Consider the following 18,414-nt stretch of genomic DNA (forward strand, 5'->3'; position numbering starts at 1 on the left):
CAAGCCGGTCACGCGTGCGTTTGGGAGCCTCCTCGGTCCCGTTTCGCCGCGTGCGGGCTTGGCGCCCCAACGTTGACCTCGACTCGGCGAGCAGGCCGCACCAATCAGCCTCGCTCAAGCCGCGCTGCTGTGCCCACATGGCCGACGAGACGAGGGCACCGAACAGTCGAGCGCCGCTGCCCTTGGCAACCAACAGCTCGGCGGGCAGACCGTCGCGGACTAGGTCGATGCCCGTGGGCTTCACCGTGCGCCGCCGAGGGCAGACGAGACGATCTGGCGCTGCTCGTCGGTGAGTTCCGGCGCCGACCCGACGAGGCGCTCGACGTAGGCGTCGACGCTCTCCTCGGTGGTGCTGGTCATCTCGGTTCCCTTGCTGGCGAGTCCTACAGGCGGTGATGCTGGGTGGTGCGTCCTGTGTGGACCCGGGTCGCTCTCCGGGAACCGTCTTGCTGCTGACTACTAAAGCACGACCAGAAACGTCATGGAGAGATGAACATTGGCCTGACCTGCGCATACACGCTAAGCGTGTATGCAGCGGCGCCTACGTGTCGGCCCTTCGCGGGTGTCGTCGGGGCCAACTGATGGTCACGCGGGCGTCGAAGTGCTGGGTGCGCTCGGCGCTCGCCACTCGATGTGGACGGAGTCTGGGTTGAACGTCCTACTTCCGACGGGGGCACGCATGAGGCGGACCGAGAGTAGGGCGTCGATGACGGTGCGCCGTGCCCCTAACGAGGCACTGTCGAAGGCGGCGACCGGGTCAGGGGCATCGAGGATGCCAGAGGCGGCAGAGCCTGCCGTCAGGGCCGTCCGGCGGGCCTGCGCGGCGTCGAGTCGGGCGCGGGCCTTGCCCGACGCCTCGGCGTAGCGGCGCCCGTCGATGTGGCCCTCGTCGTAGTCGTGCTCAATCGCTGCGAGACGGCGGCGCTGGTCCTCGATCTCGGCAGTGAGAGACGCACTCTCGTCGTCGTTGGATGAGGCGAGCAGGTCACGCAAGTCAGGGCGGGCAAGCCGAGCACGGACTACTCGCAGCACGAAGTCATCGACCTGCCCGCGGGAGCGCATCAGGTGGGCGTCGGGGCAGCGGTACCGGGAGTTGTGGGTGCGCATTGGCTTGTCGCACTCGCCGCAGAGAAACAGGCCCGACCCGAGGTGGCGACGATGGGTGCCCTTGCGGTTTGACTTACGTGCAGGGTCGGCGAGTCGCGCGCGCACGGCGTCATACGTCGCCTCGGTGACGATCGGCTCCCACGCGCCGGGAACGCGCTCGCCGTCCTTCACGACCGGCGCGCCCTTGTACACCGACAGACCCGCGTATCGAGGGTTGAGCAGCACCGTGCGGACGCTGCTCGGGTTCCACGGGCGCCCCGACCGGGTCACGATCCCGCGGCGCTCAAGATCGGCTGCGATGGCCTTCAATGAGTCGCCCACGAGGAAGCGCTCGAACATCTCGCGCACGACGCTCGCCTCGACCTCATCAACGGTGCCGTCGGTCGCGTAACCGGTGAGCCGAACGCCCGCGGGCAGGCGTCCTCGCTCGGCGCGCTGACGCAGCGCTCGTGTCTGGCGGGCCGACTTGCGCTCGACCTCCGATCTGGCCACGGCTGCCTTGACCCGCGCAAACATGCGGCCTCCGTCGGTGCCGAGGTCAGCTTCGCCATTGGCCGTGACGAGTCGCAGCCCGCGCTCCTCCGCGGCGTCGATCCAATCTTCCAACTGGCGAGGCTGGCGCGTTAGGCGGTCGAGGTCCCAGCACACAAGAGCGTCGAAGGCGCCAGCATCGAAGTCGCTCACGAGGCGCTCGTAGCCGGGCCGTACCTTGGCCGCGTTGCTCGCGCTGATGCTGTTGTCGACGTACTCGCCGACCACGGTCCACCCCCGCAGGCGGGCAATTTCGAGACAGTCCTCGCGCTGGCGGTCGACGGCGAGGTGGTCACCGGTGCGGTCGAGGCTCACGCGCAGGTAGAGGGCGCAGCGGGTTGTCATGTCTAGAGGTTACATAATCGCGGCATCGGGTGGAGTTCCGCTTCAACGTGTGAATCGGCGCGTTTGCGCAGGTCAGACGGGGTGTGACACCTCCCAGTCCGCACGGAGTCCGCAAGAGTTTCAGCACGGTTCGCTGGATCGCGCTGTCCCGCCGGGCCGATCTCCGAACGCGGTGGTGAAGCGCCTCAGGTTCTGTGCCGCTCCTATGCGGGTTGCGGCTCTCGGTTGAGAGTCGCGTAGTGGGCCTGCTCGAACTCCACTGGGGTCATCATCCCAAGCGAGCCGTGCAGGCGCCTGTTGTTGTACCAGTCGACCCAGCCGGCGGTGGCGTACTCGACGTCGCCGATGGTCCGGTAGGGGCCGGCGTGGAAGACCGTGGTGCGGATGCACTCGGTCTTGTAGAGCCCGATCACGCACTCCATCAGGGCGTTGTCATAGGCATCGGCAACCGTCCCGATCGAGGGCCGGATGCCTTCCTCGGCGAGGTGTTCGGTGAAGGTGATCGAGGTGTATTGCGATCCGGCGTCGGCGTGGCCGATCAGTTCGCCGGGCACGATCGGGTGGCCCTCGCGGTCGCGTTGCCACAACGCCATTCGCAGCGGGACGTCGACCAACTCGACGGCCTTGGTGGGCGCGACGTTCCAGGCGACGATCTTCTGGGCGAACACGTCGAGGATGAACGCGACGTAGACGAACCCGGCCCAGGTTCTCACGTAGGTGAAGTCCATGACCCAGGTCCTGTTCGGCGCTTCGGCGGTGAAGTCGCGATCCAGCAGGTCACCGGCTCGCTTGCCGTCCTTGGCCGGGATCGTGGTCCGGATCCCCTTCGAACGCCGAACCCCTTGCAGGGACAGGGTTCTCATCGCCCGGTCCACGCTGCCGGGCGATGCCTCGGGCGACGTGCGCTGCACCAGCGCGGTCATCTTCCGACGCCCGTAGAGCCCCTCGGGTGTCATCCGGCGCACCCCTTCGTGGTCGACGGTCCAGGCCAGGTCACGGACCTGGTTGGTGACCTGAGCGTCGGTGATCGTCCGGGCTGCGACAAGGCAGTTGGCTTGTGCCCAGTCGCGGTAGGTCCGCGCGGCGATCTGGCAGCCCTGCTCGCGCAGGACCCGGCAGATCGACTCGACCGCGTGGCCCTCGGCCCGCAGCTCGTCGATGAACGCGACGATCAGCGATTGCGGGGGTCGAGTTCCCCCGCGAAGAAAATTGAGGCCCGGCGGAGGATCTCGTTGTCTTCCTCGAGCCGACGGACCTTGGCTTTGAGCTCCTTGATCTCAGCGAGCTCCTCGCTGGTTGCGCCCTGGCGCTGGCCGCCGTCGATCTGGGCCTGGACGACCCACCGGCGCACGGTCTCCTTCCCGAGGCCTTCGCGGCGTGCGACGGACTCGGCGGCCGCGGTCAGCGACGGGTACTCCGGCAGGTGCTCCAGCACCTGCCGCACGCACCGCTCCTTGACTGCGGGATCGATCTTCTTCGGCATGGTTCGCATCCTTCCAACTCAAAAGGATGCGGCATCAAACCTGGGGCGCTTCATGGAGCCAGACGGAACGTTTGTTCAGTGTGTTCGCGCGCTCGGACCCGAGGCCCTGACCCACCACAAACAAAGAACCGAGCGTGAAGTCAGCCCCGACCTCTGAAACTCGGGTCTGTGATGTGATCCGTTGGATATGACGCAGCGCGCCTCGTCCGCGACGACGTCGCGGACGCTAACGCCCGTTGGCTACCCCAGGGCGATTGCCGGACGGCGAGCATCGGCCAGCGATGGGCGCGAGCCCCCAGCTGAACGAGCGTGCAGCACGGACCAACGCCACAGCACCACGTCTACTACTGCGACCGGGTCACCGATCCAATCGGAGATCTCTGAGCACAGGCGGTCGACGTCATTACGCCCGGTTGCGGCGGCAAACCTCACCATGTGCCGGTCTGCCTTCGCGACAGATACGCCGATGTTCTTCGCAAGATGCCGCCAAGTAACCGGGCCGATGTAGGGCAACGAGCGAAGGAACGGTTCCAGGTCGAGGAGGGCCTTGCTAAGCCCAGCGTCGCCAAGCATCCTCACTGTCTCCGCGATCTCAAGGATCGCGTCGATCTTCCGTTCGTGCCCGAACACGTCGAGGCAGTGACGGCGGACCTCGGGTTTGTTGGCGGCCATTCGCTCAAGATCAAAGCCATGACACGCATCTTCTAGTCTGGGGAAGAGGCGACGTACAACGGCTTCCCTCATGCCCGCTGACAGCACGACCCAAGAAGCCTCGCTTACGAACTGTCGGGGTGTGACGGAGGACTGGGCAGTCTCAAACTGCCAGGCGACCTCATGGGCGAAGCCTCCGTCCAGGACTTCTCGCTTGGCCTTCAGGTAGATCCTGACTAGTTCGTCCGTCCCGACTACCTCCACGGGGTTCACAGGGTCATCCTGCCCCTTCGAGGGACTTGTTGGTCGGAAGCTGGACCGAGGCGCGGTCACGGAAGTCGCTGCCGCACTCTTCGACGCGCACGAAGGGCACCCATCCCGGGATGCTGGCTCAATACGCGGCTGACTTCCAGCTTGCGAAGGTGTGCTGACTTCAGCGGATTGAAGAGGACGTTCGGGATCTCTGGGAGACGTCCGGTGACGTCCCGATACTTCTGCGAGAGCAGCGCTTGGACCTCAGGACTGACCCCTGCGGCTGCCGCGTCGCGATAGTCATTCTTGAGCACGACGAGCTCCTTCACAGCTTCGCCTCGCCGTCGGGACGCACCTCTAGGATCCAGAACAATGTCCACCAGCGTGAGCGAGAACGTCGCAACTGCGAGCCAGCCAAGCCACGTCGTCCGACGGGCCTCCAAACCGAACAACTCGACGGAGTCATCGCCACCAGCGAACGCAAAGGCAACGCCGACGACGGACAGAACTAGCACGACGACTAGAAAGCCGGTGCCGAGTGCGCCGTACCAGTCGCGAAGAGATGCCTGCATGCTGATTGCCTGGTCGATAAGGCGAGCCTCCTTCTCCGTGTTCGATTCACGCCGTGACGGCGAATCCTCTACCGCGTCACTCATGAAGGATGGCTCGTAGATCATCAGCGTTCGTAACTTGGGCGAGGCGCGATGCTAACCGGCGGATACCCTGTCGGACCGTCTCGCGTAGAGGGCTGCCAGCCGGGCCCAAGTGACTGTCAATGTGAACCGACTGGCCGGTGATATCGCCGGTCGGGCGCATTACAACATCGGCGGTGTGCTCTATCAGGTGACGCAGCATTGACATGCGGTCACGCCGCCCCGAATAGCCCTTGAAAGCGTCAACCGCGATGGCTTCAACGTGGTATCCGGACAGGCGCTGCCCGTCCGGCAGCCCCGCCATCGCGGCCTTTGCAAGCTTGATAGTCGGAACGATCGCGCCACCGTTTGCCCTGTTCACTTCTGTCAACTTTTCAGCGAACTTGTGTGGACGGATATGACGCCAACGACTTCCGTCCTCAGACGCGATGGAGGTGTGGCCGTCCCGTTCAACCGCCGGCAGGAGCTGAATCTGTGAACCGTCGCGGTAAGTGATCGTGACCGCGAGGACGCCAGCGTCCACCGAAAGTGCGTCGCCAGCGGGGAGGCTGCCGGCAAGTGCCTGCCGTAGGCGCTCGACCAGTTCATGCGGAGCGGCCCCCTGATCGTTCAGTACGACCAGTGCATCCACGTCGCTCAGGCCGTCAACGTACGTGTGTTTCGCAACGCTGCCGCCGAAGAGAAGTCGATCCATCTCGAGTGCTCCCCCGGCCAAGGCCTCCGAGATTGCGTCTAGACGTTCCTGAACCAGCCCGACGTCTCGGTCGTTGTATGCCGCCAGCTCTTGCGCGAGCACGGCGTTGAGCTCGGCCTCGGTCTCCTGGCGGCGCAGATCTTCGCGGACACGTTGCCGGACGGCCTCCATCTCGCTGTCGCTGGGTCGCGAGCTCGATCCGCCGCTGCCGCCCATACGTCAGCCCTCCAACGCGAGCCTGGCTCGCAAGTCGTCGTAGACTTCTCGGATCCTGACGTGCCTGCTCCCGAGATGCTCATATCGTTCGGGCTCGGCCGCCCAACGCGCCAGGCTTCTATGCATCGAGCCTAGGGCCGCCAAGTTTGACATCAGCCGTCGCATCTCGCGTGTCTCCTCACCGTCGTCGGTGTTGCCTGTCAGCACGGCGAGCTGGTCGGGATGGGCGGATAAGTCCTCAACGTAGGCATACCGTAGCCAACTCAGCCCGTCGAAAATCTCCCCACCGGCCATGAAATACAAAGGTGTGTAGAGGGGATCGAGACTCCCGAAGACGTGGATCGGCGTTTCGCGACAGCCGCTGCCATCTAGCAGAATCCGTAGACGAGCAAGTGTGACGAGCCGGTCGAGCACGGTGCGGCCAAGTTCTTTTTCTGTCACGCCGATTACATCGAACGCCCGAAGATTTGGGGCGTCAAGCGTCAACGCGACAACGTCCAAGAACGGCTTCCGACCTTCGGGCTTGAGCAAGAAATCGCTCTTTAGGTGGGGCCTAGCTGCGAAGAAGCGCTGGGCGGTCTCACGCTGGGTTTGGTAGGTCGCCCGGCCGCTGTCCGGGTCTGCGAGGTCGATTGGCTCGTCGTAGCTGACCACAAGTAGCTCCCGATCGCGCGGGAGTCGGTCGGCGACCTCTTCAAAATCCTCGCGCGTAAACGTTCGGGGGGAGTAATGCCCGCGCCGAGTCTCGCCGGCCTCAAATTCGTAGGAGTTGAGCTCGTAGCCGCCGCTGTCGACGACCAGCAGTTCCGGCGTTTCGTAGATCGTCTGCCGGTGATTCTCTCCAAGAAAGAGTTTCGCTTCCGGCATTAACTGGTGGGCCAGGTCGTAAGCCGACACAAGCAAACTGTCAGTGAGATCCTGCGCAACTGACCGGAGCGACGTACCGGCTTCAGAAACTCCGTCGATCAGAGGGAACCCCTTGCTGGAGACGCTTGGGACGAGCAGCGGTCCTCGGAGCGGCCTGTCGGTGAGCCGGAGGTTTCGACTACGCGCCAGCATCGAGCAGTCTCCTATCTGCACAAGACGAGCAAGATCCACAGGGAGCCGCCGTCGTTTCACAGCTGTGCGTGAGCTCAATGGGCACCCCGTTTGCCACTGCAAGCTCGTATACCTGGGCCTTGTCCAGGTTGGAAAGCGGCGCGAGAAGCCCAGCGGTGCCACCGTGCTGTGCGTCCAGCAGTGCTTGCCACGAGCCCGCCCACGCTAGAGAACAGTCGGCGTATCCAGTTCCGGCGTGGGTACCGATCGCAACGAAGCCACCGCCTGCAACGCTCAACGCTGCGGCCACGAGTAGGTCGTTGCGTCCGAGAAATTCGCCGGAGGCGGGCGGAGCCAAACCTTTGATGACCACTTCCATCCATGGACTGCCGAAGTGGTTCGCGATGGCGCGGCTCGCTTGCCGTTCGACGTCGGCGACTGGTTGTCCGTAGTCGACCCAAACGCTGACCGGGCTGCGATTGCTGAGCATGGCGAGTACCAACGCACTGTCGACACCGCCGCTGAGCAAGACGCAAATGTCAGTCGCTGGGCGCTTCACGTCAGCACAATGTCATGAACCGAGGGCCCACGATGGACCAACTCGCAAGCAGATGTTGGATCCCCTCATCGACCCCGGTCATTCCCCCACATGATGACCTGGAGCCGACTGCTCAGCGACCAACCCCTGGATGCGACCGGACCCGTGAGCTCAGCCATCCTTGCCAGCACGGTTTCCCGCTCCGTCCCTTCTGGCATGATCCAGACCCTTTCAGGCTTCGTTTGTAGCCGGGATGTGATCTCGTCAACCTCGGCCAATTCCTCTGGCGACGCGACGACGAATTTGAGAACGGAATGAGGGAGGACGGAGATCGCCTCTAAGACCGGCCAACGAAGACGTGCCTGAGGTCGGCCACCGGCGTTCGCCAGCTTCGGGCTAACGACGATCAGTCGCACCGCATCCGCGAGCGGGCCCAATGGAAGCGAGCCGCTAGTCTCGAGCTCAACGGCGCTGCCGCTCCGAGTGACGGCCTCCGCGAGACGGGCAGCTTCGACGGCTTGGAGTGCTGGCTCGCCACCGGTGATGACGACAAGCGGGACCCCGAATGAGAGCGCTTTGTCGGCTACTTCGGCCGTCGGTTTGGCAACGAGCTCCGACGCGAGATCGTAACGACTGCTGTCCCATGTGTAGGAGGTATCGCACCAGACGCACGCAAGATTGCACGCGCCGAGTCGCACGAATGCGGCCGATTTGCCCGCGCTTGGACCCTCCCCCTGCAGCGTTGGGCCGAAGATCTCACTGATCAGCAGTTCTCCTCGCCCGGGGCGTCCGACGCCGCGCCACGTAGAGTCAGCTTTCGATGACAACGGACCCATCCTCCGTCTCCCACAACCGCAGCATGGTCCACGACAACCCTGCGGCGTCGAGCCGCTCCCCGATATGGACAGCGACCAACTCGGCAGTTGGATTCTCAAGCAGGGCATTCAAGTCGACGTGGTCCAAGCCGGCAGGGCCCTCTAGCACGTGTTGATCCACGATGGCGTCGACCTCGGCGAAGTCCATCACAACGCCGCGATCATCCAGTTCGCCAGTCACATGGACTTCGAGTACATACGAGTGGCCATGAATCCGGCTGCATTTCCCGGGATGCCACGGCAAGGTGTGGGCGGCCTCGAAACGGTACCGGCGAACGATGCTTATCCGCATGTCCGCAGGCTACGGCCGGTAGATGGCTCGACTGGGAGGGCGCGCCCTTCGACTCGGGCGTCGGAGGCGACTGGCGACTCGGGCGCACCGTGGCAGCAGTAATGGTTGCCGACCCTTGCTGCTGCTGCAGGTCGATCCGCCATCTATCTCGACGATTTGGGCGGCCAGAGTGGAGCGCTGTGACCGTTACCGGCTGATAGACGAGGCGACGCTCAAGTACATCTGCGATCAGATGCATGGCTCACTGACCCGTACTCGCCTCCAACCTCGGCGAGGATCGCGGCCGGCTTGCCCAGCGACGCGGCCATGATCGACTCCGCAGCCTTACGTGTGCGGTCCTCAGCGGTCGGCCAGAGGTGTGCGTAGGTGTTGAGCGTCGTAGTCGCTTTCGCGTGCCCGAGCGATCGTTGGACGGTCACAACGTCGCACCCGGCCGCGATGAGCCCGGAGGCGTAGAAGTGCCGCAGGTCGTGGAGTTTGATGCCGGACAGGCCGGCGTCGCGCAGCGTCTTCCGCCACCAGTAGCCGATGGTGTTCTGGTGCGGTGGGTCGTCGCCCTCCCCGGCGAAGAGCCACCGAGCCTTGCCGGTGGTGCCGTGAGCGCCGACGTGCTCGGCGAGCACGTTGACGAGACTGTCGGCGAGGTAGACGACGCGCTCTGAGCCGTACTTCGGTGCCCGTACGTCAATCGCCCCACCATTGACGCGCTGCACCTGGCGGGAGACCTTCAGCGACCTGCGGAGGAAGTCGACGTCGCCGAGCTGGACCCCGGCGGCCTCACCCAACCGCAGCCCGGCGAAGGCGCAGAGGGCGATGAACGGCTGGAAGCGTTCGTCAGCCACGGCCATGAGCTGCCTCACCTCCTCCGGCGCGGGGATCGACATGCCGACGTCCGCGCGACGGCCGCGGGGAAGGCGTACGCCGTCGGTCGGGTCGGAGCCGATCACCCGGTCCTTCACGGCGGCTCGGAACACTGATCTGACGTTGACGTAGCGCGTCTTGATCGTGCCGGGGGCGAGTCCGGCGGCGTTCATCTGCTTGATCCAGGTCTCGACGTCCGAGCGCCGGACCTGCTTCATCGGCTTCCCCGCGAAGGGCACGGATCTCGCCGCCAGTGACATCGCGAGCACGGTGCCGGGTGCCCAGACCTGGCGGGCCGACCACTCGCCGAAGAAGGCCGCGAACGTGATCCGGCCGGCCTTGGGGTCGGCGTACGTGCCGGTGACTACCGCCGAGGTGACTTGATCCAGCCACTGCTGGGCGTCGATCTTGCGGTCGAAGTGCCGGGCGCGTTCGTTGCCGGCCTCGTCGCGGTACCGCGCACGCCACTTGCCGTTGGCTCGCTTGGCGATGTTTCCCGCCATGGTGATGCTCCTTCCAGGATCGCGCCATCGTCTCTCTGAGATCCGACGGTGGGGCAGGGTCAGCGGTGGTTCTGGGGACGGTTGGTCTGCTCGGTGAGCCAGAGGATGAGGTCGGTGCGCCAGTAGCGGACGTGGCGGCCGACCTTGAAGCTGCGGGGTCCGGCGCCGAGGTGGCGCCAGTAGCGCAGGGTGCCTTCGGGAACGCGGAGGAAAGCGCAGGCCTCCTGGAGGCTGAGCATCTCGTCGCCGAGGCTCTTCGACGGGCGGCGGTTGTCGTCGGGGTTCATCTGCTGTGCGGTCATGGTGGTGCTCCTCGCTGGTCGATGAGGCCAAGCGGTTCTCGACCTCATCCAGTAGGTGTGCAGGCCCTCCCAATCGATGATCGGCGATATCCTGTGGCTGTGGACCCGCCGAAGACGGTCATCGAGATCGCCCGCAAAGCCGCGGGTGTCTCGCAGGCGCAGCTGGCGGTGTGGGCGGGGACCCAGCAGTCGTCGATCTCGGAGTACGAGTCGCGTCGCAAGTCGCCGACCCTGGAAGTGGTGGAGCGGCTCCTGGAGGCCGCCGACGCCGAGCTCACGATCAAGCCGATCATCGACTTCGACACTCGGCAGGACCCCGAGATCGGCCGGTACGTCGTGCCCGAAAAGCTCTGGTCGGTGCCAATGCCGGACTGCTTCAGCAAGATCCAGGTTCTGGGATACCTCGCCAAGTCCCGCCGACCGCTCGTCTGGGACCTGTCGAACGAGGCCGAGCGCATCGACTACTACCAGTGGGTCATCGGGCTCGGCGTCATCGACCTCATGCTCGACTCCGTCGATGGCATCCTGTTGATGCAGGTCTGGGATCGGCTGAACCTCCCAGAGGTGATCCGCGAAGCCTGGCAGCCCGTCATCGACGCGGCCACCGCCCCACAGGACATGCAGCCGCGCGACCCGGCCGGATTCAGCGCCTGGATCGCAGGAGAGATGGGCGTCGAGTGGCGGCCGGTCCGCCGGCGCAAGCGGCATCACTAACCTCAGATGCCGATCCCGCCGCCGGATGCCGGGGCCGGTCGACGCGGTTCCTCCACCGTCTCCTGCCGTGACAGGCGACGCTTCTGGGTGCCGTAGCGATCGACCGCCTCGATCGCCTGCCGCTTCGCGTGGGCCGGGCCGAGGTCGGCGCGGTCCCGGCCGAAGACCTCGACCCACAGCTTGCGGGCGTCCTCAACGGACTCGGCCACCAGGTGCGCGGTGTTGTCGAGTCGGCCTCTGGTCATTGCGACGTAGGCTGCGGCGGCGCCGGTGGTGTCGCCGATGGCGACGTGTGCTCGGTCGACGGTCTCGCCTTGTGCTCCGTGGACGGTGGTGGCGTAGGCGAGCTCGACGAACCTGTTCGCGTACTCCGTCGGGACCACTCGGTCGCGTCCCCGTCCGCGGAGTACAAGGCTGCCGTCCTCGCCGAAGCCGATGGCGGTCCAGGTCTGCCGGTTCGCGACTCCGAGGTCGGGGTCGTTGCGTCGGGTGGCGACCCTGTCCCCGACCCCGATCCGTTCGCCGCGAGCGGTCACCATCGACTCCGCCGGGTCGCGCGCGGGGTCGGCGCGGCGTTGGTCGCGGATCGCGGCGTTGAGGCTAGCCACGTGCTCGCGGGTGTCGGCGAGGACGAGGTCGCCGGCCGCTCCCGCTTCGGCGAGGGCGGCGGTGCGTTCGGCCTCGCTGGGATGGATCAGGATCGATCCGCGGCGGTGGAGCGCGTCGAAGACCGCGGCCGGGTGGTTGCCGGTGCGCATGCGCAGGGAGAGTGCGGCGTAGTCGGGGTCGGTGAACCGGTGCACCTTCTGCAGCGATACGACCGAGGTCGGGTGGGACCACGCGAGCGCGTGGTCCAGCACGCCTCCGCGGCCGACCGCCGGGAGCTGGTGTCGGTCGCCGACGAGGGCGACCCGTGCCCCGGCCTCGTCGGCGATCGTGAGGAGCGCGCGGGCGGTGTCCTGGTCCAGCATCCCCGCCTCGTCGATCAGCAGCAGGTCCCCTGGCCGCAGGCGCGCGGCCGCGTCAGGCGTGGTGTCGGGTCGGCGTGCCCAGTGCCCGTCGGCGTCCCAGCGCCAGCCGTGCTGGTGGATCAGCCAGGCCGCGGAGCGCCCGTCCGCGCCGGTCTCTGCGGCGGCGACCTCGGCGGCCTTCAAGGTCGGTGTCACCACCACGAGACGGTGCCCATGTCTTGCCAGCAGCTCCCGAGTCGCCCTCAGCGCCGTGGTCTTCCCGGCGCCGGCCGCGCCCTCCACGACCACGAGCTGGCCGTCACCGGCCAGGGCACCGACGACGGCGGCCTGGGTGGGGTCGACCCGCACCAATCCGCGACCTTGAAGACGGACCCGCCTGGCGGGCTTCTCGGCACGGCGAGCGAGGCGACCGACGACGTCAGCCTCGACGTTCACCACCTGCTGGGAGGTCAGCGACCGGACGTGCTCGGGCAAGTCGGGCGTCGCGAGCAGCCGAACACAGCGTGCGGCGGCGCGGGCGGTCACGTCCTCGGCGAGCTCGATCCGCGCTGCGGGCGTGGTGACCAGGTTGGTCTGGGCCAGCAGGAGCTCGACCTTGCCGCGGATGTCGGCGGTGTTCCACGCCGACCGCTTCGCCCCGAGCTGGGATACGACCCACTCCGCGGCACCGTCGCGGTCGATCCGGCCGACCTGCGTTGTCTCCAGCACGGCAGGGGCGGCTGGGTCGCGGTAACCCAGGGCACGCAGCTCGTCGTTCCATCGTGCGACCAGGTCAGCGCCGCCCGTGGGGACGACCTTGTCCGGCCGCGCATCGGCCCACGCCCGCCGGTCCCAGGCCTCACGCAGCCGCGGCCCCGGTTCCTCGCCGGGATGCTCGCGTCGCCACTCAGCTTCGTACCGGTCGATGTTGCGGTGGATCTGACTGGTCCGTGCGCTGAACGCCCCGACGTACGGCGCGAGCTGCTCGATCTCCCCGGTCTCGGGGTCCAGGGTGAAGCCGCGTGCGGCGAGGACCGCCCGGAACTCCGGGTCGGTGGCGACCGCGGCATGCCCGATGCCGTTGATCGCCTCGATCATGTCGCGCACACCCACCGAGTGCAGGCCCCGCCAGGCGCCGGCTGCGAACACGCGAGCGTTGACCTGGAGGTGCAGATGCCGGTGCGGGTCGCCTGCCCGCGACGTGTAGTGCCGGATCACCGCCGCCTCGATCCGCTCGACCGGTACCTGGACTTGCCGTCCGCGGGGCCCGACCCGGGTGGTCGCGTGCAGCGCGAGCCACCCCACGATCTGTTCCGCAGCACGATCCTGAGCTCCGTCAAGCGCCTCGGACACCTCGGGGTGCAGCGCAGCGGCCAACGACCAGGTCTTCGGGCCGTTGACGGTGACCTCGACGAACCGCAGCGCGTTCGCGTCCTCACGGACCCGACCCTTCTTGCACCCGGTGTCGATGTCGATCCCGGCGACCCACTGCTCGTACTCGTCGCCGTCCATCGAGCCAGCTCCCGCGACGCCAGCCGGGGTCGCGGTGAGCCGCTCGGCGACGCCGGTGCCTTCGCCGAGGTAGTAGTCATCGGCACGCGAACAGTCGCGCTCGACGTAGGCGCGCGCGGCCTTCGCCGCGCCGTTGTAGAACTTCACGCCGCCGTGCACCCGGACCACCGCCTCCACGACGTCCGTCGATAACCAACGGACCCCTAGAAATGCCGCGTGGGCCGCCCGATCACGGGCGACCCATCTACGAACCTTCGTAGCATGTGTGCCGCCTGAAAGGGAGGGGTGAAGGCAAGCGAGGGGGCGGGAATCTTGAGTGGATTCTGGAGGCCGTGAAGAGTCAATGGTTGCCAACGGGCTGGGGTATGGACGCGGGGCAGGGGACGATCACATGAGGACGTCTCTCCCCGACCTGGCCCGTTCCGTCGGCAGTGGACGGCAAGATGGCCATCGTGGAGACCTTCAAGCGAACGCCGCTCCAGCTGTTCAACCTGCCCCAGCACTTCGTCATCCCGCTGTTCCAACGTCCGTACGTTTGGAAGGAGGACGAGCAGTGGGAGCCGCTATGGAAGGACATCCGACGGGTCGCCGAGCTCCGAATGAATGAGCCGCACCTGAACCCGCAGCACTTCCTAGGTGCAGTCGTGCTTCAGGCGCACGACGCCGGCAGTAACCGGGTCACCACGTGGAACGTCATCGACGGGCAACAGCGGCTGACGACGCTTCAGGTGCTCATGGACGCCACCAGCGCGGTTCTCGCCCAGGCCGGCGCCGACCGATACGCCAGTCAGCTCGAGTCGCTGACCCACAACTCGGCGAACTTCATCCCGGAGGAGGAGAGCGGGCTGAAGGTCCGGCACCTCAACAACGACCACGAGGCCTTCGACGAGGTCATGGACGCTGAGTCCCCGGTGGATTACGCCAGCCTCAAGCACTCCGAGTCCCGGATCGTGAAGGCGCACCGGTACTTCACGACCGCGGTGTCCCAATGGCTCGGCGCCCCGGATGGCGATGACTTCGGCATCAAGGCCGAGCAGTTGGCGAGCGTGCTCCAGGCGGACCTCCAGCTCGTGACGATCGAGCTGCTGTCGTCGGAGAATTCACAGGAGATCTTCGAGACGCTGAACGCTCGCGGAACTCCGCTCACCGCTGCCGATCTCGTTCGCAACTTCGTCTTCCAGCGTCTCGAGGCCGAGGGTGGTGACACCAAGAAGGCCTACAAGGAGGACTGGCCGTTCGAGACGAAGTTCTGGACCAGGGAGATCAGCGTCGGGCGCTATCTCGTGAGCAGGAGCTCGCTGTTCCTCAATCAGTGGCTCATCGCCAGACTCGGTGAGGAGATTGGTCCCCAGTCGACCTTCAGTCGTTTCAAGTCGTACGTCGAGCACGATGCCGGCCACAAGATGGCTGACCTCCTGCCTGTCATCAAGGAGCAGGCGGAACGGTACGAGGCCTGGACGGAGGTTGCCGCCAAGCCGAGCGGCAACCTGAGCGTGGTCGAAATGGCTGTCTACCGCATGCAGGCCAGTGGGGTGGAACTGCTCAAGCCGCTTCTGATCTGGCTGCACGAGCCAGGCCGGAACCTTCCGCAAGAGACGATCGAGCGCATCGTCGAGGCGGCCGAGAGCTGGATCGTGCGGCGGCAACTCCTGAGGCTGACAGGTTCAGACCTCGGCCGGGTCGTGGCTGACATCATCAAGAGGCACAGCGGCTCGCCGGCCGACGATTTGGCCGATCGGGTCGTCACCTACCTGTCTCGCCTCAACGTAGCCAGCACCTACTGGCCAGGGGACAACGAGATCCGTGTCGCGCTGACGACCGAGTCGGCCTACCGCCGATTCCCACGTGCCCGGCTGCGCTCCTTCCTGGAGGCGATCGAGAACCACTACCGGGCCGAGACCAAGCAGCCACAGGCTGAGCGTTCTGGCTTCCCGATCGAGCACATCCTGCCGCAGAAGTGGCGGGAGAACTGGCCGGTCAGCTCACCCCAAGAAGAGCAGGAACGTCAGGAACGTGTCCACAAGCTGGGCAATCTGACCCTCCTGACGGGTCCGCTCAATTCGAAGGTCTCCAACGGTCCTTGGGACACGAAGCGCAGGGCCCTCTTGCAGCACAACACGATCAAGCTCACCGGAAGGCTCCTCGACTGGGTCGGCGACGCCGATTGGTCGGAAGCACAGATCGACCAGCGAACAGCAGCGCTCATCGACGTCCTGCTGGAAGTCTGGCCGGTCCCCGAGGGACACAACGGTCAGGTGGTGGACCCCCAGGCCAAGGCGCAAGACTGGATCGAGCTGAAGCATTTGGTCGATGCGGGCCTGATTGCACCGGGGGACAAGTTGATCGCCACTCACCGCGACTTCGCCGGGCGTGAGGCCGAGATCGGTGACGACCTCCGCATCCACTTGGACGGCAAGGCCTTCAGCACCCCGTCCGGAGCAGGACAGCACCTTCGCAAGAAGGCGACGAACGGCTGGTACTTCTGGGCTCTGGCAGACGGACGCCGGCTCCGGGACGTTCGGGCGGAGTTCTTGAGTGCCGCTTCCACCGACGAGGGACAACTCGAGCTGATCGGTGGCGAGCCGGAACCGGCCCCCGACGTACGGAGTTGAGAGAATCCGCCAGTGAGCCAGATGACCAAGGAAGTAGAGCGCACGGAGCTCCATCGGACCATCTGGCGCATCGCCAACGACCTCCGCGGGAGCGTCGACGGCTGGGACTTCAAGGCCTACGTGCTCGGGATGCTCTTCTATCGGTTCATCTCCGAGAACCTCACCGCCTACCTCAACAAGCAGGAGCGAGCGGCGGGCAACCCCGACTTCGACTATCGCCACCTGTCGAACGCCGACGCCGAGTTCGGTCGCGAGGAGACGGTCAAGGAGAAGGGCTTCTACATCCTTCCCCAGGACCTCTTCGCCAACGTCCGCGAGCGCGCCCGCCACGACGAGAACCTCAACGAGACGCTGGCCCGGGTGTTCAGGAACATCGAGGCGTCCTCGATCGGCGCAGACTCCGAGGAGGACTTCAAGGGCCTCTTCGACGACCTCGACGTCAACAGTTCCAAGCTTGGGTCCACGGTCGCGAAGCGCAACGAGAAGCTCGTCAAGTTGCTCGACGCCGTCGGCGACCTCAGGCTCGGCCACAACGGCAACACCATCGACGCCTTCGGTGATGCCTACGAGTACCTCATGGGAATGTACGCTGCGAACGCCGGCCGCTCCGGTGGCGAGTACTACACCCCGCAGGAGGTCTCCGAGCTCCTCGCCCGGATCGCCGTCGTGGGTAAGACCGAGGTCAACAAGGTCTACGACCCCGCCTGCGGCTCCGGATCACTCCTGCTGAAGTTCGACAAGGTCCTCGGCCACGAGAACGTCCGTCAGGGCTACTTCGGCCAGGAGATCAACCTGACCACCTACAACCTGTGCCGGATCAACATGTTCCTGCACGACATCAACTACGAGAAGTTCGACATCGCCCACGGCGACACGTTGACGGACCCGGCTCACTGGGACGACGAGCCGTTCGAGGCGATCGTGTCCAACCCGCCCTACTCCACGAAGTGGGCCGGCGACGCTGATCCGCTCTTGATCAACGACCCACGTTTCGCCCCCGCCGGAGTGCTGGCACCGAAGTCGAAGGCCGACCTGGCGTTCACGATGCACATCCTGAGCTGGCTCGCGGTCAACGGCACCGCGGCGATCGTCGAATTTCCTGGTGTGCTCTACCGCAGTGGCGCGGAGCAGAAGATCCGTAAGTATCTCGTCGACAACAATTACGTCGACACGGTCATCCAGCTCCCGCCGGATCTGTTCTTCGGTACGACGATCGCGACCTGCATCATCGTGCTCAAGAAGTCGAAGGCCGACAACAAGACACTCTTCATCGACGCTTCCGCAGAGTTCATTCGGCAGGGCAACAAGAACAAGATGCCCGCCGCGAACCAACAGAGAATCCTTGACGCCTTCAGCGCGCGAGAGGACGTCGCTCACTTCGCGAAACTCATCGAAAACGCTGCCCTGGAGGCAAACGGCTACAACCTCGCTGTCAGCTCCTACGTCGAAGCCGAATACATCCGCGAAGCCGTTGACATCCGCGAGCTCAACGCGGAGATCGGGCGGATTGTGAGCCGTCAGTGTGAGCTGCGTGCGGAGATCGATGCTGTCGTTGCGGACCTTGAGGAGCGCCGGTCGTGAGTCGCATCGATCGCCTCATCGCGGAACTCGCGCCGCAGGGGGTGCCGCTTATGCCGCTGGGTCAGCTTGGTGAGTTCATACGTGGCCGTCGATTCACGAAAGCCGACTACGTCGACTCCGGACTCGGCTCAATTCACTACGGCGAGATTTACACCGACTACGGCACGACCGCGTCATCGGTACATCGGTTCGTTCGTCCCGAGTTGAAGGGAAGCCTCCGCCTGGCTCGCCCAGGTGACTTGGTCATCGCGGCAACGGGCGAGAACGTACAGGAAGTATGCAAGGCGGTCGCTTGGCTGGGCGACGAAGAGGTTGCCATCCACGATGATTGCTACATCTTCCGTCACCAGATGGATCCGACGTTTGTCTCGTACTTCTTTCAGACCGCCCACTTCCACGAGCAAAAGGCACGGCTGGCCTCCGAGTCGAAGCTTGCGCGGGTGTCCGGTGCGAACCTGGCCAGGATCGTTGCTCCCGCTCCGCCACTGGAGGTGCAGCGAGAGATCGTCAGCGTCCTGGACAAGTTCAGAGCTCTTGAAGCCGAGCTCAAGGCCGAGCTTGAAGCACGGCGTGAGCAGTACAGGTACTACCGCGACGCGCTGGTGGCGTTCGACGCGCCTGACTCTCTCTCTCTCTCTCTCTCTCGCAGAGCAGGCTCAGATGGGCGAGACTGAGTGATGTTGCGACACTTCGGCGCGGCTCAG

16 protein-coding genes and 1 other annotated feature are annotated in these 18,414 nt (G+C 65.5%); of the genes, 4 read left to right on the forward strand and 12 right to left on the reverse strand.

All coding sequences use genetic code 11. The annotated features are described in order from the left end of the window. Positions 1-585: 585 nt before the first annotated feature. The 11 genes from NOCA_RS06955 to NOCA_RS06995 all read right to left on the reverse strand — a co-directional run bounded on the left by NOCA_RS06955 (position 586) and on the right by NOCA_RS06995 (position 10,341). Positions 586-1,983, reverse strand: a complete 1,398-nt coding sequence (locus NOCA_RS06955) for a recombinase family protein (protein ID WP_011754556.1) — start codon at positions 1,981-1,983, stop codon at positions 586-588. A gap of 203 nt (positions 1,984-2,186) precedes the next feature. Then, a protein-coding gene (locus NOCA_RS06960) for an IS3 family transposase (RefSeq protein ID WP_086000400.1) occupies positions 2,187-3,466 on the reverse strand; the annotation gives its coding sequence in 2 pieces (ribosomal slippage) (positions 2,187-3,193 and positions 3,193-3,466; 1,281 coding nt in all). Then, positions 3,063-3,197: a sequence feature (AL1L pseudoknot), on the reverse strand. Its footprint overlaps the gene before it by 135 nt. A 240-nt stretch (positions 3,467-3,706) precedes the next feature. Then, on the reverse strand, positions 3,707-4,390 hold the full coding sequence (locus tag NOCA_RS06970) for a hypothetical protein (protein ID WP_011754557.1): 684 nt from the start codon (positions 4,388-4,390) through the stop codon (positions 3,707-3,709). A 56-nt stretch (positions 4,391-4,446) separates the two neighbouring features. Beyond that, entirely contained in the window at positions 4,447-5,046 is a 600-nt protein-coding gene (locus NOCA_RS26995) for a hypothetical protein (protein WP_011754558.1), read from the reverse strand. Next, entirely contained in the window at positions 5,018-5,932 is a 915-nt protein-coding gene (locus NOCA_RS06975) for a CBASS oligonucleotide cyclase (protein WP_011754559.1), read from the reverse strand. Before NOCA_RS06975 ends, NOCA_RS26995 begins: the two co-directional genes overlap by 29 nt. 3 nt (positions 5,933-5,935) lie before the next feature. After that, complete coding sequence (locus NOCA_RS06980; RefSeq protein WP_011754560.1) at positions 5,936-6,991, reverse strand: hypothetical protein; 1,056 nt, start codon at positions 6,989-6,991, stop codon at positions 5,936-5,938. Continuing rightward, positions 6,978-7,499, reverse strand: a complete 522-nt coding sequence (locus NOCA_RS26400) for a 7-cyano-7-deazaguanine synthase (RefSeq protein WP_158305639.1) — start codon at positions 7,497-7,499, stop codon at positions 6,978-6,980. The genes NOCA_RS06980 and NOCA_RS26400 overlap by 14 nt, the downstream gene beginning before the upstream one ends. Positions 7,500-7,594: 95 nt before the next feature. Next, on the reverse strand, positions 7,595-8,344 hold the full coding sequence (locus NOCA_RS28620) for a 7-carboxy-7-deazaguanine synthase QueE (protein WP_083768083.1): 750 nt from the start codon (positions 8,342-8,344) through the stop codon (positions 7,595-7,597). Then, complete coding sequence (locus NOCA_RS26410; protein WP_011754563.1) at positions 8,319-8,675, reverse strand: 6-pyruvoyl trahydropterin synthase family protein; 357 nt, start codon at positions 8,673-8,675, stop codon at positions 8,319-8,321. Before NOCA_RS26410 ends, NOCA_RS28620 begins: the two co-directional genes overlap by 26 nt. A gap of 212 nt (positions 8,676-8,887) precedes the next feature. Then, the gene (locus NOCA_RS06990; protein WP_011754564.1) at positions 8,888-10,039 is read right to left on the reverse strand and encodes a tyrosine-type recombinase/integrase; all 1,152 of its coding nucleotides are present in this window, start codon (positions 10,037-10,039) and stop codon (positions 8,888-8,890) included. A gap of 59 nt (positions 10,040-10,098) precedes the next feature. Beyond that, on the reverse strand, positions 10,099-10,341 hold the full coding sequence (locus NOCA_RS06995) for a helix-turn-helix domain-containing protein (RefSeq protein WP_238383427.1): 243 nt from the start codon (positions 10,339-10,341) through the stop codon (positions 10,099-10,101). 99 nt (positions 10,342-10,440) lie between these two features. Between NOCA_RS06995 and NOCA_RS25535 the strand changes: the two genes are divergently transcribed. Then, positions 10,441-11,055: a helix-turn-helix domain-containing protein gene (locus NOCA_RS25535; protein WP_049774258.1), complete on the forward strand. Its 615-nt coding sequence runs from the start codon at positions 10,441-10,443 to the stop codon at positions 11,053-11,055. Between the two features lie 2 nt (positions 11,056-11,057). Here NOCA_RS25535 and mobF read toward each other — a convergent pair whose 3' ends face one another. After that, the gene (gene mobF / locus NOCA_RS07005) at positions 11,058-13,694 is read right to left on the reverse strand and encodes a MobF family relaxase (protein ID WP_238383428.1); all 2,637 of its coding nucleotides are present in this window, start codon (positions 13,692-13,694) and stop codon (positions 11,058-11,060) included. Between the two features lie 266 nt (positions 13,695-13,960). On the opposite strand from mobF, the gene NOCA_RS07010 reads away from it, so the two are divergent. From NOCA_RS07010 to NOCA_RS25540, 3 genes are read left to right on the forward strand one after another with little or no spacing between them, the layout of a single operon-like run. Then, a complete protein-coding gene (locus tag NOCA_RS07010) occupies positions 13,961-16,129 on the forward strand; it encodes a GmrSD restriction endonuclease domain-containing protein (protein ID WP_041547197.1) in 2,169 nt (722 codons plus the stop codon). Positions 16,130-16,150: 21 nt separating this feature from the next. Next, complete coding sequence (locus tag NOCA_RS07015) at positions 16,151-17,710, forward strand: type I restriction-modification system subunit M (RefSeq protein WP_011754568.1); 1,560 nt, start codon at positions 16,151-16,153, stop codon at positions 17,708-17,710. Next, on the forward strand, positions 17,707-18,384 hold the full coding sequence (locus NOCA_RS25540) for a restriction endonuclease subunit S (RefSeq protein ID WP_011754569.1): 678 nt from the start codon (positions 17,707-17,709) through the stop codon (positions 18,382-18,384). The genes NOCA_RS07015 and NOCA_RS25540 overlap by 4 nt, the downstream gene beginning before the upstream one ends. The last annotated feature ends 30 nt before the right edge of the window (positions 18,385-18,414 follow it).

This window comes from Nocardioides sp. JS614 (assembly GCF_000015265.1).
Taxonomy (GTDB): Bacteria; Actinomycetota; Actinomycetes; order Propionibacteriales; family Nocardioidaceae; genus Nocardioides.

Bases quoted from the DNA above. Each gene is read 5' to 3' on its own strand.
- NOCA_RS06995 (WP_238383427.1), bottom strand. From the start codon at position 10,341: ATGACCGCACAGCAGATGAACCCCGACGACAACCGCCGCCCGTCGAAG.
- NOCA_RS26410 (WP_011754563.1), bottom strand. From the start codon at position 8,675: ATGCGGATAAGCATCGTTCGCCGGTACCGTTTCGAGGCCGCCCACACC.
- NOCA_RS06980 (WP_011754560.1), bottom strand. From the start codon at position 6,991: ATGCTGGCGCGTAGTCGAAACCTCCGGCTCACCGACAGGCCGCTCCGA.
- NOCA_RS06955 (WP_011754556.1), bottom strand. From the start codon at position 1,983: ATGACAACCCGCTGCGCCCTCTACCTGCGCGTGAGCCTCGACCGCACC.
- NOCA_RS07010 (WP_041547197.1), top strand. From the start codon at position 13,961: ATGGCCATCGTGGAGACCTTCAAGCGAACGCCGCTCCAGCTGTTCAAC.
- NOCA_RS07015 (WP_011754568.1), top strand. From the start codon at position 16,151: ATGACCAAGGAAGTAGAGCGCACGGAGCTCCATCGGACCATCTGGCGC.
- NOCA_RS06975 (WP_011754559.1), bottom strand. From the start codon at position 5,932: ATGGGCGGCAGCGGCGGATCGAGCTCGCGACCCAGCGACAGCGAGATG.
- NOCA_RS28620 (WP_083768083.1), bottom strand. From the start codon at position 8,344: ATGGGTCCGTTGTCATCGAAAGCTGACTCTACGTGGCGCGGCGTCGGA.
- NOCA_RS06990 (WP_011754564.1), bottom strand. From the start codon at position 10,039: ATGGCGGGAAACATCGCCAAGCGAGCCAACGGCAAGTGGCGTGCGCGG.
- NOCA_RS26995 (WP_011754558.1), bottom strand. From the start codon at position 5,046: ATGATCTACGAGCCATCCTTCATGAGTGACGCGGTAGAGGATTCGCCG.